Raw genomic sequence first — 26,245 nt, forward strand, 5'->3', positions numbered from 1 at the left:
GTGTCAAGCTACAGCAAGGTATCGGATTGACCGCAACTGCATAGCCCTCCCCCTATTACGCACCCCCAGAAAGTGGCTTCTTCTGGTGTGCCCGGTGGCTTGGCTGGGGCCTCGCCGAGCGGCTGCGTGCTCTGAGGATTCCCTGGCTGGGCCAAGCTTCCTGCGCCTTACTCGCGATGCACGAGGGTATAGACGCAGGGGACGAGCATCAGTGTCAGGATGGTGGAGACGACCATTCCTCCCAGCAGCGCTCGCGCGAGTGGGATCATGGCTTCGTTGCCAGGCGAGAATTGAATTGCCAAGGGGAGCATGGAAGCGACTAGCGTCAGGGAAGTCATCAGGATGGGCCGCAGTCGTACTTGAGCTGCCGACAGAACCGCTTGGTAAGCGGTGTGACCCTTCGCGCGAAGTTTGTTGGCGAACTCAACCAAGAGAATCGAATTGTTCACGACGACTCCCATCATCATCAAGATCCCCATCAGCGACTGGATGCTGAGGTAGGTATTGGTGCAGTAAAGTACCAGCAGGACACCGCCCAGGCCGAGTGGCACCGACAGCATGATGATCAATGGGTCGACGAAAGAGCGGAATTGCGCCATGAGGACGAGGTACACCAGGATTGCAGCGACGACTAGGCCGATGCTCAGCAGGCTCATTCCCGAACGCATGGTTTCCACGGGCCCGCGAATGGTCGCTGCGACTCCCTTTTCGAACTCGATCGATGCCAACGCCTCTTCGACGTCACGAGCTACGGAACCAATGTCGCGCCCCGATACGTTGACATGAACATCGTTGACTCGCGAGATATTGTAGTGCGCAATTTCACCTGGAATGTTGACTCGGTGAAGTGTAGCAATGTTGGACAGAGGGATGGTAACTGGACCGTTGGGGGTGTCTAGCGAAATGGGCATGTTGTGCAACTCGTCCAAGGAATGGATGGAGTTGGATTCGTATTGTACGCCCATGAAAAAGTCGGTTCCCGAATTGGGATCGATCCAGATCGTCGACGCGTATCCTACGCTGGAACCCAGGGCTGTGAGCACCGTGTGAGCGACTTGTTCTTGATCGACTCCTAGATACTTGGCGCGCGTTCGATCCACTTGGACGTCAAATTGAGGGTAGTCGAGGGATTGAGCGATTTGCACATCCTCGGTACCTGGAATGTGTTGGATCGCGGCGACCACACTCTCGGCACCAGCGCGGCATTGTTCCAGCGAGCCAGCGGACACCTGGACGTTGATGGGCGTGGGGACCCCTTCGTTGAGCGCCATGTTCACAATCCCACCCGAGACGAACATGAATTGTTCTAGTGGATACTCGGCAGACAGCTTTTTTCGCAACTGTTGAATATAGACTTGCGTGCCTGTACTGCGATTCGCCTGCTTAAGATTTACGATGATGTAGGCGGTATCGGGTCCTGCATTGGAACTGAGCACCGTCGAGAATCCGGCACCCTTACCGACGGGCAGCCCAATATTGCTGATCAAGGTTTCAATTTGTTGTTCCGGTATGACTTCTTTGATGGAGTTTTCCAGTCGAGCCACCAATTTTTCGGTTTCAAGCAGTTCGGTTCCAGGCAAGGTTTTGATGCGGAGTTCGAAGGAGCCTGCGTCGACATCAGGGAACAATTCGGTCCCGATACTGGGCCATAGCAGGAAGGATGCACCGATACCCAGTACGATCACCAACGTGCTAAGTCCGGGCGCCGCCAGCAGTTTCTGGAGGGTGCGTGTGTATAGGCCGCTCTGTTGTGGTTGTGCGGTCGCTTGGGGTTGTGCGGGGACGCCTGCTTCTGAGTTGCCGGAGGCGAGTTTGTTATCGAGGACGCGGGTGCGGATGAAGGTGGCGCAGAAGGCGGGAACGACGGTCAGAGCGAGGACATAGGAGGCCCCGATCGTAAAGGTGGCGGCCAGGGACAGTGGTGTAAAGAGATACTTAATCATCCCCGTCAGGAAGACTGCAGGCAGGAATACGGCCAAGGTCGTGACGGTGCCCGCCAGGATCGCTCCGGAAACCTCTTGGGTTCCGTCCAGCGCGGCTTGCGCGGGCGACTTGCCCATGCGTTGGTGCCGCAGGACATTCTCGACAACGACGATGCCAGCGTCGACGACGGTACCAATGGCCAGAGCGATTCCGCCGAGAGTCATGACATTAATGGTCTGACCGGTAAAGGCAAATCCCAACGCCCCGATCAGGATGGCCAGTCCCATGGTGGTGACGATAATGACGGTGGGTAGGAAACGCCGTAGGAAGAGCAGGACGACACAGGCGACCAGTAGTGCTCCCAAACCAACTTGGCTGTATAAGTTGGCCATGGCATTGCGGATGTAATGAGACTGGTCGGAGACGAGCGTGACCTCGGTCGCTTCAGGAATGTCTCCTCGATCCTTCATCTTGGGGATCTCGGAGGCAATCCCCTCGTAGATCCGGTCGACGACGGCAATCGTGTTCTCGCCAGGTTCTCGGAGCAGCGGGCAATATACGCTCCGCTTCCCATTGACTCTCACAATGTTGTATTGCAACGCGGAATCGTCGACGACGCGTCCTACATCGCGAATGAAGATCGGGCGGCCATTCCGGATGGTGATCGGAACCGCTTCGATGTCTTCGACGGTGGGTAGCGTATTGCGGGGATGGACTTGGTAGTCGGTGCCATCGAGCCGGGCCGAGCCGCCAGCCAGCACAAGATTGGATTTGCGCATGGCATCCACGACTTGGGTGGCGCTAATATTGCGTGATTGGAGTTTGATGGGGTCGACGTACACCATCATCTGTCGGAACTTGCCACCGAACGGGTGTGGGATTTGAACTCCTTTGAGTCCTCCCATTTTATTCCGTACGGCATAGTAGCCGATGGAGTACAGCTCCGACTCACTAAGTCCTTCACCGGAGATCGCCGCTAGCACCACCGGCAGGTTGGCTGGCTCGCTACGGAGTGTGAAAGGGTATTCAATCCCTGGCGGCAAGTGGAACATGTCGCTGGCTTCCAGGTTGACGATGTCATTCATTGCCGAACTGGGGTCGGCTCCGGCCTGGAAGAAGACTTTGATAACCGCTGCACCAGGAATTGTGCGCGACTCTTGGTGCTCGATTTTTCCAGCTAGAGTCAGCGCACGCTCTACCCTGGAGCTGACCGATTTCTCCATATCCATGGTTGGAAGACCGGGATAGGAGAAGTAGCTAACGACGACCGGCTTGCGGAAGTCGGGCAGGATGTCGATGGTGATGCCGGGGATGACAGCAGCCCCCAAAATGCACAATGCGAGCGCGGCAGACAAAACCGTAAAGCGGTTTCGAAGGGAAAATTGAACCAGTCCCATGATGTCGTACTTTTCGTTATCAGTCAGCTAGGATGGAAACAACTTCACCGTTGGCAAATCGCTTGAGATGCGCGTCGATCACGCGATCTCCGACTGCTAACCCCGTGGTAACTTCAATCCGTTTGCCGTCATCAAAACCAGTGCCAACCGGGACGTTCTTCACTGTTTGATTTTCATCGATCACATACACGTAAGCCTGGCCCTTTTCGTCGAAGCGAATCGCGCGGGCGGGTAGAGTGTTCGTAAGTGAGTCGCTCGGTAGTGCGATCGAAGCTTGCCCAAACATGCCGGGCAACAATCGCTTGTCGGCATTCTCCAGTTCAACTTCCACCAGCATCGTTCGGGTGCTCGGATCGAGTTCACCTGCAATGCGAGTGACTGGGGCCTCCCTGTTGGCTTCCCCTGGGAAGCTTGGGAAAGAAATGGTGGCGGTGGTGCCGACCGTAATGCTGGCGGCTTGCATTTCAGGAACTGGAATGTGGACGCGAACTGGATCGATTTGACTAACCACAAACAGGGGGGCGCCCACGCCCACTTCGCTCGACTGCCTCACTAGATCGCCCGGGTTGACCGAACGCTGCGTGATCACTCCGGCAAAGGGGGCTCGCAGCGTCGCGTATTCGATTGCCGCATCGAGTTCGCCCAGCTGTCGTTGGGCGACTCGGGTGGCAGCCTTCGCTGCCGAGACCCCGGCTTCGGCGGCAGCATGTTCGGCTTGGGCAACCACTACGTCGGCAGCAGCCGATTGGCGGGCGGAGAGCACGGCCGACTGATTGGCCGTTTCCGAGTCGCGTTTCTTGCGGACCTCGTCCAGCATTCGATTCTCAAGAGAACGCCGTGCAACCAGATCTTCGGTACGAGAGAATTCGGCCTCAATCGCAGCCAACGCTGCAGCGGCTCGCTGAATTTCCGACTCGGTCTGAGCCAGCTTGGCTTCTGCGGACTGAATTCGTGCATTGGCGAGTGCGATGCCAGACATCGCCGCCTGCTCTTCTGCCAATTGTTTTTCAATGTGAGCTTTGGCAACCTCTCTTGCCTGTTGCATTTCTGGCACGGCAATGATCGCTAGTGGGGCTCCCTGATCTACGAAGTCGCCGATGTCGACCTTTAACTCCGAGATGTAACCTGAAACCCTGGCCCGAATTTCCGTGCGGTAGTAGGCCTGAACCGTAGCGGGTTGTTGGGTCGTGGGGGTAACCTTGGCCGCCTCAACAGCGACCGCACGCACTCGGGTGGGAGCCGACTTTTCCGCTGGGGATGAAGTGGCTTGTGGCAGGCTGGAATGGGTGCAACTTGCGAGCATTAGCGTCGCGGAATACATCACCAGTTGGGAACGCTTGCGGATGGTCTTGGCCATGGCTGATGCCGTACTCATGATGTTCGATACAGTCGGTATTTTTTACGCGATTGGTCAGGCTCTCCTAGGTACGGAAACTAGTATAGTTCGCATTACATGCTTGCTCGACAGCGAGTTGGAGGGTTTTAGCGGTTTCCTTGCTTAGCGGGCAGAGATGCCGACTGCTGCGCGCCGAATCACAATCACTATGATCCTCACGTTCGGAGTAACATTGGGGCATCGCCGATTGGAATCAGCAAAAGGAGGGCAGGATGCCCCGTCTACACTTGTGCTTTGGGCTGTTGGTGTGCGCAGGATGCGCCAGCCAGCAACACTTAACTTTGCCAGCCGCGCCAACCGGAACGATGGTCCATGAACAAGTGGCTGCCGCTAGCTCGCCTGCTGACGTAGCAACGCCCGCCCTCATGGCCTCCACAAAGATCGTGACGCTCGAGTCTGCCCGGATCGGTTCTGAGCACCCGCAGGTTCAAGCTCGGGTGGCATCGTATCGCCATCCCGTGCGAGAGGGCATCGATCCCGCAGTAGAATCCCTACAATCCCAACCGATCACCCACGTCTCGTTAGCTTCGACCGTACGGCCCGCCGATGCAATATCGGTAGTCCCACCGTTAACCAGTGAACTCCCGCCGGTGGCTTCCACCGCGTATTCCCCCTCGGATCAAGTGGTGGTTGAGGAGCGTGCGTCCCAGGTGGGAATCGGACATTCCGCAATTCAGATGAATCTACCGACAGCCCTCGCCATGGTAGGGGGGCAGCACCCGGCAGTCGGCTTCGCGCAGTGGCGTGTGCAAGAGGCCTACGCTCAATTGTCGCAAGCTCGCGTGCTGTGGCTACCGTCCCTGCAAGCTGGCTTCAGTTTTCATCGCCACGATGGCAATTACCAGGCCAGTGACGGGCGGATCGTGGACATAGACCGCAATTCCTTCCAGTACGGCTTGGGCTCGGGGGCCGTGGGCGCAGGTACCACGCCTCGGCCCGGATTGGTTGCTCAGTTTCACTTGGCCGATGCGATTTTTCAGCCCGAGATTGCGCAGAAAATGGCTTGGGCCCGAGGCCATGCGTCGACCGCAGTCACCAATACACAACTTCGCAACGCAGCCATTTCCTACTTGCAACTGCTCGACGCGCACCAAACGGAGCGCATTTTGGACGAATCGCGCCTTCGCACTGCTGAATTGGCCAAGTTAACGGGGGATTTTGCTGCTGCCGGACAGGGGCTGCAGGCTGATGCCGATCGCGTGCAAACCGAGTTGTTGATGGTTGAAAATCGCTTGCTCTCCGCTCGTGAACGCATCGAAGTGACTTCCGCCCGACTCGCTCAAGTTCTGAGTCTCGATGGTGGCCCCACGATTATTCCTCAAGATCCAACCCTGCTGCCGCTGGAACTCGTGAACCTCGGCGCGGAGAAGTCTCAGTTGATCGCGACCGGGCTGGCCAATCGCCCCGAATTGAAGGAATCTCAGGCTTTGGTGGCAGCTGCCTGCGAACAGTATCGACGCCAGCAATATGCACCCTTCGTGCCGAGTGTCCTGCTCGGCTTCAGCTCAACCGGCTTCGGCGGTGGCTTGGCCAACAGCCTCAACAATGTCGACGACCGCATGGACTTCGACGCCCTTATGTCCTGGCAGGTGCGGAACTTTGGCCTCGGTGAACGCGCCGCTCGTCGAGAAGCCAATGCGCAGGTGGAGCAGGCCAAGTACGAGAAGATACGCGCCATGGACCAAGTGGCTAGCGAAATTGCCACCGCCTATGCCGAGGTCCTCTATCGGGGGCAGCAAATTGGTTTGATGCAGCAGGCGATCGGATTTGCTGAGAATTCCTTCGAACGCAACCTCAGCAGAATTCGGGATGGCCAGGGGCTGCCCCTGGAAGTGTTGCAGTCGGTGCGCGCTCTGGAGGACGCTCGCTTGGCATACCTCAAGGCCCTGGTCGATCACAATCAATCGCAGTTTCAATTGCAGTGGGCCCTGGGTTGGCCAATTACGGCCGAATCCTAAGGGGGCGTTCCGCTAGCGAAGTCTGCTGGAGGAGCTGGGGGATGAAGCTATTCCATGCGGAACTCATCGTCTGCCTCGTGGCGACTTTTTGAAAGTCGGTTGATCCAGTTTACAACATGGTGCAGTCCGTAGACGAAAACGGCCAGTCCCAGTGGAGCGGTGTAGACGAAGAGAGCAAAGATGACTTGCGCTTTGCGGGCTTCGGCTGTATCGCGAATCGCATCCGGACGTCCCAGCCAAGCGTTCAGCTCCGAGGTGATTGCCGGCACGCGTAAGGCGTAATAAATCAACAACCCAACACCGGCTCCAACTACTGTTAGCAGCATGATCAACATGGTGCCAAAGCCAAAACGCACGGCCTCTGGTGCGGCGAATGGGGACTCTGTTTGCTGGTGCTCGGACACGTCGAGGTTGCCTTCTGCGCAGAGTTGGTTGCGGGGCGACTGAAGCGGGAGTGGTTCAACGCAGTAGTGGATCAAGGGATGGGTGCGAGAATTCCCGTAGGGAAATGCAAGCATAGTAATCGTGTCAACATAGTGAAACTGGGCAGCGTTTCCCAGTGCGGATTACTCAGTGTGAAGCAATTCGACCGGTTTTCCCGATTCCGTAGGTGCGGTCTTACCGATTCGAAGGCTATCGACCAAGTATTCAACGGCGATCCCGCAACCGCCACAGGTCGATCAGGCGAATATTGAAATTACCCAGTTGGCTTACACGCACAGCCAGCGGAGTGCGCAGAAGGATTACGCTGATGAAACGTGTTCTATTAGGTTTGACGCTAGTGACCAGCATGATGTGTAGCGTAGGCTGTCACAATCTGCGAAACAAGAACTGCAATAGTTGCAACGGAGCGACGGGCTGTCGACCATGCAATATGGGCTGGCAGCGGGGTGGTTCCGACTACCAGCGCTATCTGAGTAGCAATCAAGGGCATCACGCACCTCCGACCGCAGCTGCTGGTGGGCAAGTCGCGTATCCCTATTACACCAATCGCGGTCCCCGTGATTTCTTGGTCGATAATCCTCCGACCATTGGTCGCTAGTAAGCTTGGCAGGCTATTCCCATCGGTAGACGAGTTTTTTCTCGTCCACCGCTGGGGGCCAGTTGGCCGGTGAGGACCGAATTTTCGCGGCTTATTGCAAACGCAACCCGCTGAGTCAACGAGGCGATCAATTCCGTCCGCCGCACCGCGTTAGCGTCGTGCTCGGTCGCACTTGAAGGGCAGCCACGCACCATTTTGTTGGCTACTTGCGACCGATTGTTGGATGAACAGCATGCCTTCCACTCCGTCATGAACGTTGGGGTAGACGGTATTGATGCGTTCAACCTTCTCGCCAGAATGTTTGGCAACGATCGCATCGAATGCGGCTGCGTAGATATTCGCAAACGCTTCGAAGAAGGCTTCCGGATGTCCGGCGGGCAGCCGGCAAGCGGCTTGTCCGGATGCCAGCATGTACGGAGCATTGGGATCCCGGGTGTAAATCTTATGGGGCTGGCCGTTCGCCCGGACCTGCATTGCATTGGGATTTTCCTGAGCCCAGGAAAGGGAGCCCTTGGTGCCATCAATTTCGATCGTCACATCGTTTTCTCGTCCATGACTGATCTGAGACGCCGTGACGGTACCCAATCCTCCATTGTCGTATTTGATGAGGGCGGTGCCGTAGTCATCGAGTTTACGGCCGGGGACGAAGGTTCGTAGGTGGCAGGAGATTTCTTCCGACAGCAGGCCGGTCATGTAACGCCCCAGGTTGTAGGCGTGGGTAGCGATATCCCCAAAGCAACCGGCTGCACCGCTCTTGCTCGGGTCGGTGCGCCAGGCAGCTTGCTTCTGGTCAGAATCTTCGATTTTGGAACGCAACCAACCTTGGATGTAATTGGCGCGGACGGCTTGGATTTCACCGAGTTCGCCGCTTTGGATCATCTCTCGCGCCTGGCGAATGAGCGGGTATCCTGTGTAGTTGTGTGTTAATCCAAAGACGACGGACGAATTGTCCACTAGGACGGCCAGCTCTTCGGCCTGTCCCAAATCGAACGTCATGGGTTTGTCGCACATGACGTGAAAGCCGGCTTCGACGGCCGCTTTGGAAATCTCGAAGTGAGTGTGGTTGGGGGTGGCGACGGTGACGAAGTCGATCCGCTCCCCTTCTGGCAGCTGCCGCTCCTTGTCAAACATCTCTTGGTACGAACCATACGCGCGTGACTCGGCGACATTGTAGTCTGCGGCGGAGGCTTTGCTTCGCTGCGGATTGCTGGAAAACGCGCCAGCTACCACCTCCGCTCGGTTGTCCAAGCAGGCTGCGATCGAATGCACTTTGCCAATGAAGGAGCCTTGGCCACCACCGACCATACCCATCTTCAGTTTGCGATTAAGTGGCCCGTTGGTCATGCTCGTGTCTCTCCGTGGGTGGGGAACGACGCGGTAGGCCCGAGCCCCCGCGTTGCAAGGATTGTCGCCTGATGCGGTCTGGCACCAATTGCTGCAGGGAAACGACCGTGATGCTCGTCGTTCCAGTGTGAATGGGGAGGGGATGAAAAGAGGGCATCCACCTGGAATAATGCTGCATGTTCTACCACAAATCGAACGCCTCTGGGAGTGACTCCCACGCACCCATGGAATCGTGATGTGGTACACTGCGGCTACTCCTATCGGCCCTTGCCCACTTTAGTCGCACTATGTCGAATTACTTCGAATTCGCTTTCGGTTGGATGCGGAACATCTCGTTTTCGTATGAGTACCCATTTGCGCTATTATTACTCATTCTAATTCCAGTGCTGTGGTGGGGCAGCTTTCGCTCGCTGAGCAGTCTTGGCAATGGACGGCGTTGGGCCGCATTGACCTTCCGTTCCCTCGTACTCCTGCTCATCGTGTTCGCTCTGGCCGGTATCCAATGGGTCTGGATTAGCAATACTGTGTCAGTGATCTATTTGCTGGATCAGAGTGACAGTATTCCGAGGGCGAAGCGGGATATCATGTTGGAATACGCGATCGAGAACGTCGCTGCTCACCGCAATTACGAGCGAGGGGACCGCTCGGGACTGATCATATTCGGACGCGAAGCCGCCATTGAATTCCCGCCCTACGATGATGATCTGCCACACGTTGCGGGGGTTGAAAGTTACTTGGGACGCACCGATGCGACCAACCTGGAATCGGCGCTCAAGCTTGCGCAAGCATCGTTTCCTGAGGATGCTGCCAAACGCATCGTCATTGTGACCGATGGCAACGAAACGCTCGGTAATGCGACGGCGCTCGCTCAAGCCCTTTCCGAAGCGGGCATCGGAATTGACATCGTTCCGGTCAGCATGAGCGCCAACAGCGAGATCTTGGTTGAAAAAGTGGTCCTGCCGACCAGTATGCGACAGGGGCAACCCTTCGAAACTCGCATTGTTGTCAATCGCTTTCAAGAGTCTGGGGATGCTCCCGTTGATGGCCGTCTACGGCTTCTGCGAAGCGTGGGTGGACGCGAGACGCTGATCTTTGAAGATGACGTGGTGTTGGACAAAGAGGTCAACGTTTTTCCCATCACCGACACTATTGAACAACCCGCTGGCTATACCTACCGTGCTGAATTCTTGCCTTTGAATCGCGAGGATGATGCGATTCAGCAAAACAACCGGGCCGATGCCTTCACCTACGTGCGCGGCAAAGGCCGAGTTCTATTGATCGAAGATTGGAACGCGCCCAATGAGTTTGTTCCGTTGATCGAAGCGCTCCGCCGAAGCGAGATTGAGGTGGACGTGTTACCTAGCAACCAATTGTTCACTTCGCTCACCGAGTTGCAAGTTTACGATTGCGTCGTGCTGGCGGGAGTTCCGCGGAGCAGTGGCGATTCGGCGTTGGACATCGCCAACTTTACCGATGAGCAGTTGCAGATGCTAGTAACCAACACGCAGCAATTTGGCGCAGGGCTGATCATGTTGGGAGGGCCCAACGCGTTGGGCGCTGGAGGGTGGGCCAATACGATCGTTGAAGAGGCGATGCCGGTCGACTTTCAAATTAAGAATACCAAGATTGAAGCAGTCGGGGCCTTGGCGATGATCCTGCATGCTTCCGAAATTGCGCAAGGAAATTACTGGCAGAAACGCATCGGTCAGGCCGCTTTGGAAGTCCTCGGGCCGATGGACTACTGCGGCGTGGCGGTCTACAGTTCACTGGGGGATACTTGGCTGTGGGGGGGCGCGCAGGGGATGCTCCGCGTGGGGGCCAATCGCCAAGCCATGGTCAGCCGATTGCGAGCCATGACGCCGGGCGATATGCCCGACTTTCAACCGGCCATGCAAATGGCCTTGAGGTCCTTGAGCAATACCCCCGCTTCGATCAAGCACATGATCATTATTAGCGATGGCGATCCCACCCCACCCGCGCCAGCCATTCTAACGCAATTCGCCAGCAATCAGATCAAAATCTCGACGGTGGCCGTTGGGGCCCACGGGCCAGCCGGCCACAACACCTTGCAGGATATCTCCCTGAAGACCGGCGGCAATTACTACGTTGCTACCAACCCATCGGCACTGCCTAAGATTTTTCAGCGCGAAGCGATGCGGGTGGCTCGCCCCCTGGTCTACGAGCCGGACGGCGGGCTGATGCCACGCATCACCTATCCCCATGAAATCGTACAAGGGCTCTCGCGGGATTTGCCGAATCTCAAGGGCTTCGTGCTGACCTCGATCAAGGACAGTCCGTTGGTTGAAGTGCCGATTCGTGCCAGCAATCCCACCGAACCGGAAAATCAAGCCGTCTTGGCGACCTGGACCTACGGTCTTGGACGCACTGCCGTGTTTTCCAGCGATGTGGGCAAGCGTTGGGCCGGCGCTTGGACGGACTGGAGCGGTTACGACCAGCTCTTTGCCCAGTTGGTGAGGTGGGCCATGCGACCCACGGAATCGGATGCGAAGTTTTCAATCGCGACGAACGTCACCGATGGACAGGTTCAAGTGGTTGTCAATGCGCTAGATCAAAACGACGATTTCTTGAATTTTCTGGACATGCAAGCCGTGGCCGTTGGGCCCGACTTGAAACCCTTGCCGCTGACCATGCGGCAAGTGGCTCCCGGTCGATACATCGGTTCCTTTGACACCGATGGTTCCGGCAGCTACCTGGTCAATATGCTACCAGGGCCTGGCATGGCCCCGGTGACGACGGGCGCCAGTGTGCCGTTTTCAGACGAATATCGCATCAAGCCTACGAACCTGACAATGCTTCAGGGGTTGGCTGAGTTAGAGCCGCAGGGAGGTCAGCCTGGGCATCTCTCAGCGCCCCTGGACCAACAAAGCTTTCAAGAGTTGCTCAAGCATGACGTCTATCGTCCAGGCTTGCCCCGAGCGATGACGATGCAGGATATTTGGCCCTGGTGCCTCATGTTCGGGGCCGTTTGCTTGTTTGGGGATGTGCTGGTGCGGCGCGTCTCGTTGGATTATGCCTATCCGTTCAAATGGTGGTACCGAAAATTGCGGCCTGGGGTAACCCAGCAAGACGCCGTCCGACAGGCAAGCCTAGCTCGCTTGCGGAACACCAAAACAGAAGTTTCCGATGAGTTGGGAAGCGCTCGCGCTAGCACGCGTTTCGAATCGGAATCCCCTGCAGAGCAGGATGCGCTGGAGCAAGCGATGGGAGGCAAGGCATCGGCACAAGCCGGTGCTGCACCGGGTGCGGAGACGACTAGTTCGGCGACTAACTTGGCGGCTGAACCACAGCAAGCAGGGTATACGTCGCGGCTGCTAGCCGCCAAGAAGGCAGCGCAGCAGAAAAAGAAGCACGAAGAAAAATAGATTTGACAGTACACGCGAAATTAACGACGATTTCGAATTCACCGATACTGGTATTACATAGAGATGCTCCATGGAAAACGTTGCCGAGAAAATGCAGCAGCAAGCCGATGAGTTTCGCACTCGCTATATGGCTGTACGCGATGAGATTGGTAAGACAATCGTTGGGCATGACGAAATCGTGCATGGTGTTTTGACCAGCATGTTTGTCGGTGGGCATTGCTTGTTGGAAGGGGTTCCCGGGCTCGGTAAGACGATGTTGGTGCGAACCTTGGCGGAAGCGCTGAGCTTGAATTTTAGTCGCGTGCAATTCACTCCTGATCTGATGCCCGCCGATATTTTGGGCACCAACATGATCGTGGAACGCGACGATGGTCGCAAAGTCTTTGAGTTTCAGAAGGGGCCGATCTTTACGCAGATTTGCCTGGCGGACGAGATCAACCGTGCAACCCCCAAGACGCAATCTGCCCTGCTTGAAACCATGCAGGAAGGGACCGTCACCGTGGCCGGTAATCGCTTTGTACTCGATCAGCCCTTCTTTGTATTGGCAACTCAAAACCCCATCGAGCAGGAAGGGACCTACCCACTGCCGGAAGCACAGCTCGACCGATTTTTGTTCAAGCTGGTTGTCGGCTACAGCACCCGCGAAGAATTGAATACGATCGTCGACCGCACGACGCGCGGAGTGAAGATTGCCACCAATAAGATTATGGATGGTGAAGAGATTCAGCGTTGGCAGAAATTGGTTCGCGAAGTTATCCTCGCGACCCACGTGCAGGACTATATCGTTCGCTTGGTGTTGGCGACTCACCCCGCAGGTGAATTGGCTCAAGAGGTTACGAATCAGTATGTCCGCTGGGGGAGTAGCCCGCGTGGCGCTCAGACGTTGGCCTTGGCCGCTAAGGTTCGCGCTTTGCTCGACGGTCGGTTTAACGTCAGTTTTGAAGATGTCCGACGGGTGTTTCTACCGAGCATGCGGCACCGGGTCTTGCTCAACTTTGAGGCGCAAGCGGAAGGCATCGAGCCGGACCAAGTCTTGCTGGAAATATTGGAAAAAGTTCCAGAGAAGGCAAGCAACTAGCCCATTAGGGCAGAGCTGGTTGGCGAACGTCGCATTGGCAGTCCCGATGCCAATATCGCCACTCCCTCCCGTGGCAGCCGCCCAATCCAGCTTTCCTGAGTTGACAAGTTGCGATATCGGCCAGGTGGTGAGCAAGGGAGTGTGGTTGCCGCTGTAGCGTGAATTGGGGGGCTACCTTGGCGGTGCAATATGAAAGCGCCCTTCAATTAACCAGCCGGGTAGAGATGGGTGTTGAATTCCTTGCTTAGGCGAATCCGTATACGTCACTCTGCGGCCTGCGCTGCAGAGAATTGTTAGCGAAAGAGTCACGTTGCAAATCGTCTATTTGACAGCCGGTGCGGCTGGAATGTATTGCGGCAGTTGTCTGCATGACAATGCTTTGGCCAAAGCGTTGATCGCCCTGGGGCACGATACGCTGCTGGTTCCCACCTATACGCCGATCTTGACCGATGAGGCCAGCGTGGCGAGGGATCAGCTTTTCTACGGAGGCTTGAATGTCTATTTGCAGCAAGCCAATCCAGTGTTTCGCTGGCTTCCCAACTGGCTCGATCGCTTTTTGAGTTCGCCCAAGTTGGTGAATTGGATTGCATCACGAGCGATGGGGACCTCGGCAGGAAACTTGGGGCCACTGACCGTCTCTATGTTGAAAGGGATGGACGGGAATCAACGCAAGGAGGTTCGTCGACTTTGCAAATGGCTGAATACGGAGCGGCCCGACGTTGTCGTCTTCTCCAACCTGTTGATCGCGGGGTGTGCTCCGGAGATTAAGCGGCAGTTGAAATGCCCGGTAGTGGTGGTTTTGCAGGGGGACGATATTTTCTACGATGGGCTGCCGCCGCCCTACCGAGAGCGTGCCTTAGTTGAACTTCGTCGACTAGCGCAGCAAGTCGATCGGTTTGTTGTGCACAGCCGTGACTATGGCCAGCGAATGCAAGCTATGTTGCACTTTCCGCCGGAGCGGTTGGCCATCCACCCGTTATCGATTGACGTGGCTGACTTTCACCTGCCCGTTGGTCTGGATGCGGACCAAGGCTTGGCGACGCGTCCTCCGTCCGTAGGGTACTTGGCGAGGCTCGCGCCGGAAAAGGGGCTGCACTTGCTCGTTGACGCTTTCATTGAATTGCGTCGACGCGGTGTGGTGCCAACCGCGCGGCTTGCCATTGCGGGGTGGCTTGGCCCACAGCATGCCAAGTACTGGCAAGAGCAACTCGACAAGTTGGCGGAGGCCGGTTTGGCGGGTTCGGTGGATTATGCGGGTAGTGTCGATCGAGCGGGAAAGCTCAAGTTCTTGCAATCGATCGACGTTCTATGCGTGCCAACTTCTTACCAGGAACCCAAAGGGCTGTTTGTGCTCGAGGCACTTGCGGCTGGAGTCCCGTATGTGCAACCGGCGCACGGGGCATTTCCAGAACTGCACGCCAAGCATGCGGGAGGGCACCTCTTTGATCCCGAATCGCCCGCAGAGCTTTCGGAACGACTCGAACAGGTGCTGGCTGATTTGCCTGCAGCGCGGGCCTTGGGCGCAGAAGGACGTCGGCGCGTGTTCGCGCACTCGACGACAATCCATGAGGCCGAACGGATGGCACAGCTCTTGCAACAACTGACGCAATGACTGCGTCAGGGGATTCGCTGGCTAGAGTTGGACGTCAATGTGTCCGGAAGTCAACTGGGCCGTGAGCTGCGCGACCTGTTTTACCAGGTCCACCGAAGCCTCTCCCTGCTGACGTTGAACTTTGAGCGATTTTTGGGCGACAGCCAGAGCAGCCTCGTTGCTAACACGAGATTGTTGGATCGCTGATGCCGATGCGACAGTTAAGTTTGCTTCCATAGTATCCTCCTGTTTCGGCTTGCAGCCACCGCAAGCTTCATGGGAACTCTAGCACATGGTATCGCATGACGCAGGAATCTTAGGCAAAAAGATGGTGTTATGCCGGTAGGGGGGAATCTCTGGCCCGTGCAAAACGAGGGCACCCGCGGTAGACTGAAGATGCACAGACACATGGCCCATACCTTCAGGAGCATCGAGGCGCATGCAGACGCGACGACTTGGAAACAGTAGTTTGGAACTGACCACCATCGGCTTTGGTTCGTGGGCTATCGGAGGCGGAGATTGGAGTTTCGGCTGGGGCGACCAGGATGAGCGGGAGGCCATTGACGCGATTATTGCTGCCGTCGATCTGGGCATCAATTGGATCGATACGGCGGCTGTCTATGGAGGGGGAGCCTCTGAGGCTCTCGTCGGTCAGGCGTTGCGAGAGCTGGGGCCCAGTCGTCGACCGATCGTGGCCACCAAGTGCGGTCGGGTGATGCGAGAAGATCGAGCGATCGATAAGGTGCTCAAACGCGATAGCATTATCGCCGAATGCGAGGCGAGTCTCCAGCGATTGGGGATCGATTGCATCGACCTTTACCAGATGCACTGGCCAGAACCGGACTGCGATATCGAGGAGGGCTGGCAGACGTTGGTCGACCTCAAGCAGCAAGGGAAGGTCCGTGAGATTGGCGTTTCGAATCACAGCGTTGCCCAGCTCGCCCGCTTGCAGGCCATCCACCCCGTCGCTTCCCTGCAGCCTCCCTATAGTTTGCTGACCACGGAGATTGAGAAGGAGATTCTGCCCTACTGCGCCGAGCATAAAGTTGGGGTGGTGTGCTACAGCCCTATGTACAAGGGGTTGCTGACGGGCAAGTTCAGCTTGGAACGCGCCGCCAATTTGCCGCAGAATGACCATCGTTCACGCGATCCCCGTTTTCAACCACCTCAAATCGAAGCCCACTTGGGCCTCATCGATTGCTTGAAACCAATGGCTGCTCGGCATGGAAGATCCATGGCCGAATTAGCCATCGCTTGGGTTTTGCGGCGTCCCGAGGTAACCAGTGCCATCGTTGGTGCACGTCGTCCGTCCCAGGTTGCCGAGATCGTGAAAGCTGGCGATTGGGTGCTGACGGATGAAGAACTGGAAACGATCGAGCAATTGCGATCCGGGCACCAGCAAGCCCTGCGGATGGGATTCTGAGATTCACCAGGACAGATTTTCCGCGGAGGATACTGCACCGTGGGCTGCTGAATTCGACTAAGATAGGAGGTTTCCTTCCTGATTGGGATTTTGCGAAATCTTCGAGTAACGATCGCTATGGCCATGGCTCCAAGACGCCCAGACTCTGTTCGACTGCATGCCGAACGGCTGCATGCTATTCCGCGGATACAGCCCCTTATTTCCCTGGCGGGAATGTGCATCGGCTGGTGGCTCATGCCGCTTGCCTTGGCTGCAGAGGTGACTACGGCAGGCGGGGCGGCAGAAGTGCCTGCTGCCAGTGCTTTCCGAGTCTTTCCCGCGCAGATTGACCTGACGGGGGCCGAAGCTACCTCACGGGTGCTGGTTCAGGAAGTCGACTTAGCACCGGGTGCAAACCTAGTGGGCGAGCAGATTACCGAGAGCCTACGACTGCATTGCGTCGACCCTGGGATTGCCCAAGTGATTGAGGGAGTCGTGTACGGAGTGTCGGACGGACAGACCGAATTGGTTGTCCAAGTTGACGGCCGGCCTGGAGAATTGCGAGTTCCGGTTGAGGTGACAGGGGCCAGCGAGCCTGTGAAATGGCAGTTCAATGCCCATGTGCAATCGATTTTGGCTCGGCAGGGATGCAACAGCGGCGCCTGCCACGGTGCCTTGTCAGGCAAGGGCGGATTTCGTCTCTCGCTGCATGGCTACGATAGCATTGCAGATCATTTCACGGTGGCGCGACAAGATCGTGGCCGCCGGATCGAGCCAGCCGATCCCGGGCGAAGCCTCTTGCTCGCGAAGCCAACCGGGCTAATTCCCCACAAGGGAGGCGAGCGTTTTAAGCAGGGGAGCCGTGACTACCGCGTTTTGGCCGATTGGATCGCAGCCGGTTCACCGGGGCCACAGGATGAGGATGCGGAGCTCGAGCGCGTTGAAGTACTTCCCCGTCAATTGCGGTTAGCGCCAGAAGACGTTCAACAATTGCTAGTCCGAGCACACTATCGCGACGGCCGTACCGAGGATGTGACCCACTGGGCAAAGTTCAGCTCTGCGAATGAGACCGTGGCAGAGGTGGACGAAACGGGGCGGGTCCGAGTACTGGGGGCGGGTAAAGGGGCAATTGTCGTCTGGTTTTCCAGTCGAGTTGAGATTGCGTCGGTGATCGTCCCCTATCAAGCAGCCTTGCCAGCGGCGGCGTACGAAGATTTTCGCCAGGCCAACTTCGTCGATGAAATATTGTTGGACGAATGGAAGGCACTCGGATTGGCCCCTTCCGCTGGCTGTAGCGATACCACGTTCCTGCGGCGAGCGACGCTCAATGCTACGGGGATACTCCCCACCGCTTCGGAGGTGCGTCAATTCCTGGCAGACACCGATCCAGCCAAGCGTCAGAAATTGGTCGATCGCTTGCTCGCCAGCGAGGGCTACGTCGACTATTGGTCCTACAAGTGGTCGGATCTGCTCCTTGTGAATGGGAATCTGTTGCGCCCCGACGCGGTGGCAGCGTTTTACAGCTGGATACGCCAGCAGGTTGAGCAAAATACACCGTGGGATCATTTTGTGCGCGAGATTGTGACGGCCAAGGGGGAGAGCCTTGAGCAGGGGGCGACGAATTTCTATGCCATTCATCAAGATGCGGAAAGTCTGACAGAGAATACGTGCCAAGCCTTCATGGGACTCTCGATCGGTTGCGCGAAGTGCCACAATCATCCCCTCGAGAAATGGACTAATGACCAGTACTACGCGATGGCCAATCTTTATTCTCGGGTGCGAGCCAAGGGCTGGGGGGGAGACAGTCGCAATGGCGATGGTAAACGAACGCTAATCGTGCTCGATCGAGGAGATTTGATTCAGCCCTCACGCGGGGAACCCCAACAGCCGCGTCCACTGGATGCGGAAGCGATTCCCATGGATGCTGTGGAGGATCGTCGCATTGCCTTGGCGAATTGGTTGACCAGTCCTGAGAACGAGAATTTTCGACGCTCGATCGCCAATCGTGTGTGGGCCAATTTTATGGGAGTTGGCTTGGTGGAGTCGGTCGACGATTTGCGAGTTAGCAATCCTGCTAGTAGTGAAGTACTGCTTGATCGGCTGGCAGATTTCCTACTTGAGAACCAGTACGATTTGAAAGCGTTGATGCGGGTTATCATGAATTCGCAGGTTTACCAACGGTCCAGCCAAGTGATCGCCGAGAACGCCAGCGATCAACGATTCTACAGTCACTATTACCCTCAACGTTTGATGGCTGAAGTCTTGCATGATGGGATCGTGTCGGTTACCGGAGTTCCCAGTTCCTTCACCGAAATTGAATTCTCCGGTGCGGATAAAAAAGCGACGGAGTTCTATCCCGCTGGAACGCGTTCCCTAGAACTGTACGATTCGGCGGTGGCCAACTATTTTTTGAAAACCTTTGGTCGCAATCAACGTCGCATCACCTGCGAGTGTGAGCGGAGCGATCAGTCGACGGTCGTTCAAGCCTTGCATCTGAATAACGGTGACACGATCAACGATAAATTGAGCGATGAGAAGTGTATTGTTGGGGACTGGATACGCGAGCAGACGCCCATTGAGCAAGTGGTCGAAGCGGCATACTTGTCCGCATTGTCCCGCTTCCCCTCCGAGGAGGAACGCCGGCGACTCCTGGCTTTGCTGCGGTCCTCCACAGCATCCGAAGGTTCTCGGCGTGAAGCGTACGAGGATCTGCTATGGAGTCTGATGACCAGTCCTGAATTCTTATTTTCTCATTGAGCGCAACTTGCCGCCGGACGGCATGTTGATTGAAGCGTGAGTTTAGGTTCAGCGCGGCGGTCGTCCCATTAGTTTCCCTGTAGCGACAACCACCGTTCCTTGCTCACCGGGCTGTCGAAATAGTAACCCGCCGCGTGAGCAAGGAAAGATAGTTGCCGCTAGAAGGCAGTTTGGGACGCAACCTCCGCGTTAAAACTCAAGACGCTATTAAATCAACAGCCCGTCACGCAGCGGGTTACTATTTCATTAAACCGGCACGCCGTGGGCTGCTATTTCAATTTGCCGCTGCGGCCCAGGCTATGCCGTTGGGGTGCACGGTCGAAGCGGCTTGCCGAAGCAGCTTGTCGAACCGGCAGTTATCTGCGAGTGGAGTGGGTGCTCTCTAGGGGGCTAGGTGGGTTGGCTGGAAGCGCGTCGTGCTGCGTTTCCTGACGCGGTGGATTGACGCCAGCGATTTCTGCTACAATTCGAGCCAAATAGACTTGGCAATTTCGAAGCATTTGCGGTGGTAGCGGCATGCGGACTCTCATTTTAATGCGTCACGCCAAGAGCGACTGGACGCAGGGCGACAGGACCGACCACGATCGCCCACTCAATCCGCGCGGGCGTCGGGCTGCTCCGCTCATGGCCGGACAATTGCTGAGCCATGGCATCTCGGTCGATATTATCTTGGCGAGCTCTGCGGTCCGCGTGCAACAAACGTTGGAATTGCTACAGGAGAGCTGGGCAACAGAGACGGCGGTATCCACCGAACGCGATCTCTACTTGGCGACCCCTGCTGAGTTGAAGCAGCATGTCGATGCGCTCCATGATACGTGGCAGTCAGCCATGATTATTGGCCACAATCCCGGACTGAGTCTGTTTGCGTCTATGCTCTGCGACGATGATGTCGAGCTTCCGACGGCCGCCGTGGTCATTCTGCAATCCGCTGCAGATTCTTGGCACAGCTCACTGACGCAGCAACCCTGGCATCTGGTAGATTATTGGAAGCCGCGGGATTTGGAGGCGGGCTGACGCACCGAGCGCTTGCTCCAGATTTGAATTGAGAGTGTGTCCGTGGACGAGGCTGCGAGTTCTCCAGTGTCTTAGGCCCGCTAGTTGGCCCGCTCGTCCATGGTGCTTGTCGCCTCAGCGGTGCCTCGACAAATTTAGTTGCTCGCCGGGTAGATGCCCGCGAGTGTGTGGAAGCAGAGCCTAAGAGTCACGATTTCAATGTATTTACAAGGACCTACTCAAATGTTGCGTTTTACCCGTTTGCTTGCTTGTGCTCTAAGTTTGAGCGTTGGATTCACCGGATTGCGGGCTGCCGAGGCGCTCAAGGTTGGCGACAAAGCACCAGAGTTTGTCATGCAGGGGAGTGATGGAAAAACGTATGCAGCCAAGGACTTCCTAGATAAACAAGCGGTAATTGTAGCTTGGTTCCCCAAGGCCTTTACCGGCGGCTGTACGAAAGAGTGCAAGTCGATGAAGGAGTCGGGGGAGCAGCTCAAGAAATTCAATGTCGCTTACTTCACGGCTAGCACCGATACCGTGAAAGTGAACGGTGACTTCGCTAAGAGTCTCGATTTGGACTACCCCATTCTGTGTGACCCCAAGGGGCAAAATGCGGGCATGTTTGGCGTGCTGCGTGAAGGTAAGAATATGGCCAACCGCGTTACCTTTGTGATTGGCAAGGATGGGAAAATCGCTGCCATTTTGGATGAAGTGTCGACTGAATCCCATGGCCAAGATTTGGCCAAGCTACTCAAAGAGCTCGGCGTTGAATCGAAAGCCAGTAAGTAGTTCAGATCTCATGCATATCTATTTGATTGGCTATCGAGGTTGCGGCAAATCGACGGTCGGGCGTGGCTTGGCGGCTGAGCTTGGCCGTGAGGTTGTAGATACCGACGACTTGATCGAGCAAGCGGCGGGACGCTCCATTGCGGAGATTTTCGCTAGCGAGGGGGAGGCTGGATTTAGAGATCGCGAGTCGCAAGCGATCGCGAGTGTTGCCAGCTCCAGCGCTACCTCCCCGGCAGTGGTGGCACTCGGTGGTGGTGCGGTTCTGCGCCAATCGAATCGAGAGGTCTTGTCCCGCACGGGGCAGTGCATCTGGCTGCAAGGGGATCCGCAATTGTTGTATGCGCGGATTGTAGGAGATGCCCATTCTGGAGACCGACGACCCGACTTGACCGATCAGGGGGGTTATGCGGAAGTTGTTGAGATTTTGGCGATCCGAGAACCCATTTATCGTCAGTTGGCCCAAAGGATTGTAAATACGGACGGTAAAACACCCGATGAGGTTAAGGCTGAGATTTTGCTTTGGGTAAATTCTCCGGCCTAGCGGATGGGCCGAATGGTGGATGCATGGAGGCATGGGGAACTGCTGGCCTTTCCTCGCCCGTGACCTGTTGGTGAGCGCTCTTGTTGAGTGCGAACTTTGCGGGGCGCCGCGAGGTGGATCGCCTCAGTTCCACGCATCTACTAAGGAACTCTGGTGCTGAGCGGATTCATCGCATTGCCCCTACCGGCGCGGATTGCCTGCGTTGCCTTGATCGCAATCTTGGCGGCCCGTTTCGCGAATTGGGCGATTTACAACTGGGCCTATCATCGTCGAGCGTTGGGGCCATGGAGCAAACCGCCTCAGGGAGCAGCTGCTCGCTCGTGGGCGGATCATTTGCCGGGCTGGGGCTGGTGGCGACTACGCCGCGAATCCTCAACTTGCAGTGGGCGATTTTGGCTGCGTCCCCTGCTGCTGGAGTTGCTGTTTCCCGTCGCCTCGGCTTGGTACTATCACTTCTATATCAGTGGCGGTGCCTTGGGGCTCAAGCCGGCCGCACTGGGGATTTCGCCAGAGCAACTCCACTGGCAATTCGCAGGACATTTCGTGCTGCTGTGGTTGATGACCGTTGCCACGTTCATCGATTTTGACGAACAATCGATCCCCGATTATGTGACGGTTCCCGGAACGCTTATCGGCCTGGCCGGCGCTGCCCTAGCTCCGGCTTGGTTGCCTCTGAACGGACGCGGGATTGAATTGCAAGCTAGCTTTCCCGATGCCTGGCCAGCCAGTTGGAATGGAACGTGGGGCTTGATGTATGCCCTGGCCATCGTGCTGGTTTGGGGCTTTGCCTTGTTAGACCGACGTTGGATTTCTCGTCGTGGAATTGCCAAGGGTGTGCAGTATTTTTGGGCCAGAATGTTCCGGCATCGCACCATTTGGATCCCTGTCCTAGCGATCACAATCTTGTTGGCGGGCGGAATCACTTTGGCTTGGATGCAGCAAATTCCTCGTTGGTCTTACCTGCTGAGCAGTCTGATGGGGTTGGCCTTTGCCGGCGGAGTGACTTGGGCGGTCCGATTATCTGCCAGCTGGGGGCTGCAAGTGGAAGCGCTCGGCTTTGGCGATGTGACCCTCATGGCCATGATCGGTACCTATATCGGCTGGCATCCAAGCCTGATCGTGTTCTTCCTGGCTCCGCTGATTTCCATCGCGTTTGTCTTGGTGAGATGGATGCTGACGGGGGAAACCGCCACGCCCTACGGCCCCTATTTGTGCGCGGCGACCGTCGTCTTGCTGGTTTACTGGAATTCGTTCTGGATTGGTTGGGCGGAGCCCGTTTTCCAACTCGGAGGAATCATCTTGGGGATTGTTGTTGCCTGTGTGGTGTTGATGGGAGTCATGTTATGGATCTGGCGGCTAGTCAAGCAGACGCTCGGCCTCGGGGGCTACTAAGCGACTTGGGCGTAGCTGGGATTGGTTTGCGCTCGGTCAAGAATATTGCAGCGGACCACGAATTGTTACGTGCTCGCAGATCAGGCAAGATTATTGTGGAGTACGGTCGCTTGCGATCGGTGTGTGGCCGCTGGTGGCCCCATTGTGGCAATATGATGCAAGTTCTGTGGGATATGAATTTTCGTCCCGTTTGTCGCGATCGCTGTGAGCTGTACTACCACATTCCTTGGGGGGCACCTGGGTTCATTACGCTTAGTTATGTACACTCAGGACCAGCCACGAGCATGGGAACGCTTTACGCTGGCGCCTTGGTGTTGGATGAGATCGCCCGCCTCAAACAATCACAGGCGATTGTTTGTCATGTAACGAATGATCGCATCAGTGATCGAATCCTCACCCGCTGGGGCTGGCAGCAACATTGTCTAGACTGGGCTGGAAGGCATTTTATCAAACGATTTTATGGAAAATATCCAGCAGTCTCCTCTCACTGGAGTGAGCGGCTAACCTTTGGCCGATAGTGGACTGCAGAAAGTACAGCATGCCCAAGACGCAATTGGAAGAGCAGCAGCGACTGGAATCGGCGCATGGATGGGAAGTGAATTGGCAGCGTTGGGGGCCTTATCTTTCTGAGCGGCAATGGGGCACTGTTCGCGAGGATTACTCGGCGAACCAGGATGCGTGGAGCTACTTTCCCCATGACCATGCGCGCAGCCGAGCTTACCGGTGGGGTGAAGATGGATTGCTAGGAATCTGCGATCGCCAGTGCCGCCTCTGCTTCTCGTTCGCGTTCTGGAATGGAAAGGACCCCATTCTCAAAGAGCGATTCTTTGGTTTGACGGGGCCCGAGGGCAACCATGGTGAAGATGTAAAGGAGTGTTATTACTATCTTGATAGCACGCCCACCCACTCCTACATGAAAGCGCTCTACAAGTATCCCCAAGCAGAATTCCCCTATTTAGGACTACTGGAAGAGAGTCGCAAACGCTCGCGACATGACTTGGAGTACGAACTGGAGGATAGCGGCGCGTTTGCGGATGAGCGGTATTTCGATTGTCAGATTGAATACGCCAAGGGGAGCCCGAATGACATCTTGATTCGAGCAACAATCACCAATCGCAGCCCCGAGGTTGCCACACTTCATGTGCTTCCTCAGTGGTGGTTTCGCAATACCTGGACGTGGGAATGCACGCACGAAGGGTGTACCCCTAAACCGACGATGCAGTTGCAGGACGGTGTCGTGCGTGCGAATCACATGACGTTAGGGGCTTGGCGGATGGCTGCGGACGTAAGTTCCGATGGTGGTTCTCCGAACTATCTCTTCACCGACAATGAGACCAATCCAGACCTCCACCCCGATGTCCCGACGACCAGTGGCTTTTTCAAGGATGCTATTCATCGGCACGTCGTCGATGGAGAACCTTCGGTGTTGAATGCCAAGCAACGCGGTACCAAGGTCGCCTCGCATACGATCCACGAACTTGCTCCTGGTGAGTCCGTCGTGATCCGTGCGCGGATGAGTTCTGCCGAAGAAACGCCGCAGGAATGGTTCGGTGCTGGTTTTGAGCAAGTCTTCAATGCTCGCCGTGAAGAGGCGAATGCCTACTATCAGTCCAGGATCAGCGATCAGCTGAATCGAGCCGAGCAGCAAGTCGCCCGGCAGGCCTATGCTGGCTTGCTGTGGACCAAGCAATTCTACAACTACGTGATCGATGCTTGGTTGAAAGGGGACGATAACTATGAGGTGAACACCGATTCTCGCCGACTTGGCCGCAACCATGATTGGCCGCATCTGCACAATCGCGATGTGATCAGCATGCCCGATAAATGGGAATACCCCTGGTATGCTGCTTGGGATCTCGCGTTCCACATGTTGCCCATGGCGGAAGTGGATTTAGAGTTCGCCAAATCGCAGCTGATCCTGTTCCTGCGGGAGTGGTACATGCACCCCAACGGGGCCTTGCCTGCCTACGAATGGGCCTTGAGCGACGTGAACCCTCCGGTGCATGCCTGGGCATGTTGGAATGTCTATCAGGCAAGTTGCCGGGCGGGTAAACCCGACAAGGCATTTCTGGCTCGAGTGTTTCAAAAGTTGTTGCTGAACTTTACTTGGTGGGTGAATCGCAAAGATCCCGACGGGCATAATATTTTCAGCGGCGGCTTCCTGGGGCTGGATAATATTGGGGTGTTCGATCGCAGCAAGCCGTTGCCTACAGGCGGTTTTTTGAATCAAGCAGATGCTACTGCTTGGATGGCTTTCTTTTGTGGCAATATGTTGCAAATGGCCATTGAATTGGGCGAAGACAGTATTGCCTACGCCGACATGGCGAGCAAATTTCTAGAACACTATATGGAAATTGCTGATGCCACCAATGATTTACACGGTACCGGACTGTGGGATGAAGAGGATGGATTCTACTACGATCACTTGCAGATTGACGGGCAATCAATTCCGCTAAAAGTTCGCTCGCTCGTGGGCTTGATTCCGCTGTGCACGCCCGTGATCCTCGATCAGAAGAAGATTGATCGACTACCTGGTTTCAAGCGTCGTACGGAATGGTTCTTAAAAAACCGTGCTGAGCTTGCTCAGAGCATCAATCAGCTTACTGTCGAGTCGCCGGACGGTAAGGAGTATGTCCAGGGCTTGCGACTGTTGGCGCTGCCCAGCACCGAGCGATTGAAGCGATTGCTGCAAACGATGTTGGATGAAAGCGAGTTTCTGTCGCCATACGGAATTCGCTCAATGTCCGCTAAGCATGAAGGGGAACCGTACATCTTCGAATGCCATGGTGCACACGAAGTGGTTCGCTACGTACCCGGTGAGAGCGATTCCTATATGTTTGGTGGAAACAGCAATTGGCGCGGGCCCATTTGGTTTCCTATCAACTATTTGTTGGTTGAATCTCTGAGAAAGTACCATCAGTTCTACGGCGATACCTTTACACTCGAATGCCCTACCGGATCGGGGAATGTCTGCAACCTCGCGCAGGTCGCGGATGCGATTCAGTCGCGCTTGATCAAGATCTTTCTTCCTGAGGAGGGCGGAAGACGGCCTTGCCATGGTGAGGAATCGAGATACGCGGAGAATTCCAATTGGAACGAGCTAGTGCTATTCTATGAATACTTCCATGGCGATAATGGGCGTGGCTTAGGCGCCAGTCATCAAACCGGCTGGACGGCATTGGTCGCTTCTCTGCTGCGGGAACAGGCCAGCGATTCCGTCGTTTAGCTCGGCCAATGCATGTCGTAAAGAACACTCATT

At 56.1% G+C, this 26,245-nt stretch carries 18 protein-coding genes; 13 read left to right on the forward strand and 5 right to left on the reverse strand.

Features of this window, described 5'->3' with window-relative positions; genetic code table 11:
• Positions 1 to 167: 167 nt before the first annotated feature.
• Together Q31a_RS03325 and Q31a_RS03330 are read right to left on the reverse strand one after the other, a co-directional pair.
• A complete protein-coding gene (locus Q31a_RS03325; protein ID WP_145073964.1) occupies positions 168 to 3,320 on the reverse strand; it encodes an efflux RND transporter permease subunit in 3,153 nt (1,050 codons plus the stop codon).
• A gap of 19 nt (positions 3,321 to 3,339) precedes the next feature.
• On the reverse strand, positions 3,340 to 4,695 hold the full coding sequence (locus Q31a_RS03330; protein ID WP_231691046.1) for an efflux RND transporter periplasmic adaptor subunit: 1,356 nt from the start codon (positions 4,693 to 4,695) through the stop codon (positions 3,340 to 3,342).
• 233 nt (positions 4,696 to 4,928) lie between these two features.
• Between Q31a_RS03330 and Q31a_RS03335 the strand changes: the two genes are divergently transcribed.
• Entirely contained in the window at positions 4,929 to 6,674 is a 1,746-nt protein-coding gene (locus tag Q31a_RS03335) for a TolC family protein (RefSeq protein ID WP_231691047.1), read from the forward strand.
• Between the two features lie 47 nt (positions 6,675 to 6,721).
• Here the strand turns inward: Q31a_RS03335 and Q31a_RS03340 are convergent, their stop codons facing one another.
• On the reverse strand, positions 6,722 to 7,192 hold the full coding sequence (locus tag Q31a_RS03340) for a hypothetical protein (RefSeq protein ID WP_145073967.1): 471 nt from the start codon (positions 7,190 to 7,192) through the stop codon (positions 6,722 to 6,724).
• Between the two features lie 233 nt (positions 7,193 to 7,425).
• On the opposite strand from Q31a_RS03340, the gene Q31a_RS03345 reads away from it, so the two are divergent.
• On the forward strand, positions 7,426 to 7,716 hold the full coding sequence (locus tag Q31a_RS03345; RefSeq protein WP_145073970.1) for a hypothetical protein: 291 nt from the start codon (positions 7,426 to 7,428) through the stop codon (positions 7,714 to 7,716).
• 150 nt (positions 7,717 to 7,866) lie between these two features.
• Here Q31a_RS03345 and Q31a_RS03350 read toward each other — a convergent pair whose 3' ends face one another.
• Positions 7,867 to 9,060, reverse strand: a complete 1,194-nt coding sequence (locus Q31a_RS03350) for a Gfo/Idh/MocA family protein (RefSeq protein ID WP_231691048.1) — start codon at positions 9,058 to 9,060, stop codon at positions 7,867 to 7,869.
• A gap of 287 nt (positions 9,061 to 9,347) precedes the next feature.
• Here Q31a_RS03350 and Q31a_RS03355 point away from each other — a divergent pair, with 287 nt between their 5' ends.
• From Q31a_RS03355 to Q31a_RS03365, 3 genes are all read left to right on the forward strand, one after another.
• A complete protein-coding gene (locus Q31a_RS03355) occupies positions 9,348 to 12,443 on the forward strand; it encodes a glutamine amidotransferase (RefSeq protein ID WP_231691049.1) in 3,096 nt (1,031 codons plus the stop codon).
• Between the two features lie 70 nt (positions 12,444 to 12,513).
• Positions 12,514 to 13,521 (forward strand): AAA family ATPase, encoded by a 1,008-nt coding sequence (locus tag Q31a_RS03360; protein WP_145073973.1) that lies wholly within the window; start codon positions 12,514 to 12,516, stop codon positions 13,519 to 13,521.
• Between the two features lie 310 nt (positions 13,522 to 13,831).
• Complete coding sequence (locus Q31a_RS03365; RefSeq protein WP_145073976.1) at positions 13,832 to 15,133, forward strand: glycosyltransferase family 4 protein; 1,302 nt, start codon at positions 13,832 to 13,834, stop codon at positions 15,131 to 15,133.
• Between the two features lie 21 nt (positions 15,134 to 15,154).
• On the opposite strand, the gene Q31a_RS03370 is transcribed toward Q31a_RS03365, so the two are convergent.
• The gene (locus tag Q31a_RS03370; protein WP_145073979.1) at positions 15,155 to 15,349 is read right to left on the reverse strand and encodes a hypothetical protein; all 195 of its coding nucleotides are present in this window, start codon (positions 15,347 to 15,349) and stop codon (positions 15,155 to 15,157) included.
• Between the two features lie 202 nt (positions 15,350 to 15,551).
• Here Q31a_RS03370 and Q31a_RS03375 point away from each other — a divergent pair, with 202 nt between their 5' ends.
• The 8 genes from Q31a_RS03375 to Q31a_RS03410 all read left to right on the forward strand — a co-directional run bounded on the left by Q31a_RS03375 (position 15,552) and on the right by Q31a_RS03410 (position 26,212).
• The gene (locus Q31a_RS03375; protein ID WP_145073983.1) at positions 15,552 to 16,535 is read left to right on the forward strand and encodes an aldo/keto reductase; all 984 of its coding nucleotides are present in this window, start codon (positions 15,552 to 15,554) and stop codon (positions 16,533 to 16,535) included.
• Between the two features lie 123 nt (positions 16,536 to 16,658).
• Positions 16,659 to 19,271, forward strand: coding sequence for a DUF1553 domain-containing protein (locus tag Q31a_RS03380; protein WP_197356144.1), 2,613 nt, complete (start codon positions 16,659 to 16,661; stop codon positions 19,269 to 19,271).
• Between the two features lie 516 nt (positions 19,272 to 19,787).
• Positions 19,788 to 20,285 carry a SixA phosphatase family protein gene (locus Q31a_RS03385; RefSeq protein ID WP_145073989.1) on the forward strand — a complete coding sequence of 166 codons (498 nt, stop codon included), beginning with the start codon at positions 19,788 to 19,790 and terminating at the stop codon, positions 20,283 to 20,285.
• Positions 20,286 to 20,507: 222 nt separating this feature from the next.
• On the forward strand, positions 20,508 to 21,053 hold the full coding sequence (locus Q31a_RS03390) for a peroxiredoxin family protein (RefSeq protein WP_145073992.1): 546 nt from the start codon (positions 20,508 to 20,510) through the stop codon (positions 21,051 to 21,053).
• Between the two features lie 10 nt (positions 21,054 to 21,063).
• A complete protein-coding gene (locus Q31a_RS03395; protein ID WP_145073995.1) occupies positions 21,064 to 21,594 on the forward strand; it encodes a shikimate kinase in 531 nt (176 codons plus the stop codon).
• A gap of 153 nt (positions 21,595 to 21,747) precedes the next feature.
• On the forward strand, positions 21,748 to 22,986 hold the full coding sequence (locus tag Q31a_RS03400; protein ID WP_145073998.1) for a prepilin peptidase: 1,239 nt from the start codon (positions 21,748 to 21,750) through the stop codon (positions 22,984 to 22,986).
• On the forward strand, positions 22,938 to 23,504 hold the full coding sequence (locus Q31a_RS03405) for a hypothetical protein (protein ID WP_145074001.1): 567 nt from the start codon (positions 22,938 to 22,940) through the stop codon (positions 23,502 to 23,504). Before Q31a_RS03400 ends, Q31a_RS03405 begins: the two co-directional genes overlap by 49 nt.
• 20 nt (positions 23,505 to 23,524) lie before the next feature.
• Positions 23,525 to 26,212, forward strand: a complete 2,688-nt coding sequence (locus tag Q31a_RS03410; RefSeq protein WP_145074004.1) for an MGH1-like glycoside hydrolase domain-containing protein — start codon at positions 23,525 to 23,527, stop codon at positions 26,210 to 26,212.
• Positions 26,213 to 26,245: the final 33 nt, after the last annotated feature.

The organism is Aureliella helgolandensis, from assembly GCF_007752135.1.
In the GTDB taxonomy this organism is placed as follows: Bacteria; Planctomycetota; Planctomycetia; order Pirellulales; family Pirellulaceae; genus Aureliella; species Aureliella helgolandensis.

Coding starts and splice junctions, on each gene's coding strand:
- Q31a_RS03325 (WP_145073964.1), bottom strand. CDS start 3,320: ATGGGACTGGTTCAATTTTCCCTTCGAAACCGCTTTACGGTTTTGTCT.
- Q31a_RS03330 (WP_231691046.1), bottom strand. CDS start 4,695: ATGAGTACGGCATCAGCCATGGCCAAGACCATCCGCAAGCGTTCCCAA.
- Q31a_RS03335 (WP_231691047.1), top strand. CDS start 4,929: ATGCCCCGTCTACACTTGTGCTTTGGGCTGTTGGTGTGCGCAGGATGC.
- Q31a_RS03340 (WP_145073967.1), bottom strand. CDS start 7,192: ATGCTTGCATTTCCCTACGGGAATTCTCGCACCCATCCCTTGATCCAC.
- Q31a_RS03345 (WP_145073970.1), top strand. CDS start 7,426: ATGAAACGTGTTCTATTAGGTTTGACGCTAGTGACCAGCATGATGTGT.
- Q31a_RS03350 (WP_231691048.1), bottom strand. CDS start 9,060: ATGACCAACGGGCCACTTAATCGCAAACTGAAGATGGGTATGGTCGGT.
- Q31a_RS03355 (WP_231691049.1), top strand. CDS start 9,348: ATGTCGAATTACTTCGAATTCGCTTTCGGTTGGATGCGGAACATCTCG.
- Q31a_RS03360 (WP_145073973.1), top strand. CDS start 12,514: ATGGAAAACGTTGCCGAGAAAATGCAGCAGCAAGCCGATGAGTTTCGC.
- Q31a_RS03370 (WP_145073979.1), bottom strand. CDS start 15,349: ATGGAAGCAAACTTAACTGTCGCATCGGCATCAGCGATCCAACAATCT.
- Q31a_RS03375 (WP_145073983.1), top strand. CDS start 15,552: ATGCAGACGCGACGACTTGGAAACAGTAGTTTGGAACTGACCACCATC.
- Q31a_RS03380 (WP_197356144.1), top strand. CDS start 16,659: ATGGCTCCAAGACGCCCAGACTCTGTTCGACTGCATGCCGAACGGCTG.
- Q31a_RS03385 (WP_145073989.1), top strand. CDS start 19,788: ATGCGGACTCTCATTTTAATGCGTCACGCCAAGAGCGACTGGACGCAG.
- Q31a_RS03390 (WP_145073992.1), top strand. CDS start 20,508: ATGTTGCGTTTTACCCGTTTGCTTGCTTGTGCTCTAAGTTTGAGCGTT.
- Q31a_RS03395 (WP_145073995.1), top strand. CDS start 21,064: ATGCATATCTATTTGATTGGCTATCGAGGTTGCGGCAAATCGACGGTC.
- Q31a_RS03405 (WP_145074001.1), top strand. CDS start 22,938: ATGGATCTGGCGGCTAGTCAAGCAGACGCTCGGCCTCGGGGGCTACTA.
- Q31a_RS03410 (WP_145074004.1), top strand. CDS start 23,525: ATGCCCAAGACGCAATTGGAAGAGCAGCAGCGACTGGAATCGGCGCAT.